General features: G+C 53.2%; 2 rRNA genes. Both read left to right on the forward strand.

Annotation, left to right across the window (positions count from 1 at the left end):
* Positions 1–1,395 (forward strand): 23S ribosomal RNA (locus X927_RS10255); the annotation flags it as partial.
* Between the two features lie 27 nt (positions 1,396–1,422).
* Positions 1,423–1,535: ribosomal RNA gene (gene rrf, locus X927_RS05105) — 5S ribosomal RNA — on the forward strand.

Raw genomic sequence — 1,535 nt, forward strand, 5'->3', positions numbered from 1 at the left:
TGGTAGGGAAATCCGCTGGCAGAGGAGGAGTCGTGATGGGGAGGCCGCAAGGCCAACGGTAGACAATCACACTGTCGAGAAAAGCCTCGTGTAGCGTTGATCCTTTTACTGCCCGTTCTGGAAACCGACACAGGTAGACGAGCTGAGAAGGCGAAGGGGAGCGGAATAACCTTCGTTAAGGAACTAGGCAAAATAGCCCCGTAACTTCGGGAGAAGGGGTGGACTATTAGTATGAGCAATCATACTAATAGAGCCGCAGTGACAAGTCCCTAGCGACTGTTTACCAAAAACACAGGTCTCTGCGAACACGGAAGTGGAAGTATAGGGACTGACGCCTGCCCAGTGCCGGAAGGTTAAGGGGAGAGGTGCAAGCTTCGAACTGAAGCCCCGGTAAACGGCGGCCGTAACTATAACGGTCCTAAGGTAGCGAAATTCCTTGTCGGGTAAGTTCCGACCTGCATGAAAGGCGTAACGACTAGGGAGCTGTCTTAACGAAGGATCCGGTGAAATTACAGTCTCGGTGAAGATGCCGAGGACCCGCAGCTAGACGGAAAGACCCCGTGGAGTTTTACTGTAACCTGACATTGTAACTTATCGTTGTATGTACAGGATAGGCGGGAGGCGAAGAAAGCTGCTCGCCAGGGCAGCTGGAGCCGACCGTGGGATACCGCCCTTACAACGATGGGTTACTAACGGGAGAAAGTGAAGAGCTTGACCTGGACAGTGTTAGGAGGGCAGTTTAACTGGGGCGGTTGCCTCCAAAAAGGTAACGGAGGTGTTCGAAGGTAGGCTCAAGTGGGTTGGGAATCCACTGAAGAGTGCAAAGGCAAAAGCCTGCTTAACTGAGAGACTGACGAGTCGAACAGGAGGGAAACCTGGACTTAGTGACCCGGCGGTTCTGAGAGGAAGGGCCGTCGATCAACGGATAAAAGTTACCCCGGGGATAACAGACTAATCACGCCCGAGAGTTCACATCGACGGCGTGGATTGGCACCTCGATGTCGGCTCATCGCAACCTGGGGCTGAAGCCGGTCCCAAGGGTTGGGCTGTTCGCCCATTAAAGCGGTACGTGAGCTGGGTTCAGAACGTCGTAAGACAGTTCGGTCCCTATCTGCTGCGGGGGTAGGAAGCTTGAAGGGGGTTGCTCCTAGTACGAGAGGACCGGAGTGAGTATGTCCCTGGTGAATCAGCTGTTATGCAAATAGCAGGAGCTGAGTAGCCACACATATAACCGATAACCGCTGAAAGCATCTAAGCGGGAAACGGGCCCAAACAAGAGGCTTCCCACTCGTAAGAGGTAAGGGCAGTCTGAGAAGAAGACGTAGATAGGCCGCAGGTGTAAGTACTGAGAAGTATTGAGCCGAGCGGTACTAATAGCCCGAGGCTTTGGACGAAACTCTATGCACTTGTGAATGAGTAATAGGGGGTGAAGAAAACGATACGGGAAACACCCAGAACCATACCGAACCTGACGGTTAAGCCGTATCGTGCCGATGGTAGTACGCTAAGACGTGTGAGAGTAGGTATCGCCCCCT

Source organism: Petrotoga mexicana DSM 14811, from assembly GCF_002895565.1.
Lineage (GTDB): Bacteria > Thermotogota > Thermotogae > Petrotogales > Petrotogaceae > Petrotoga > Petrotoga mexicana.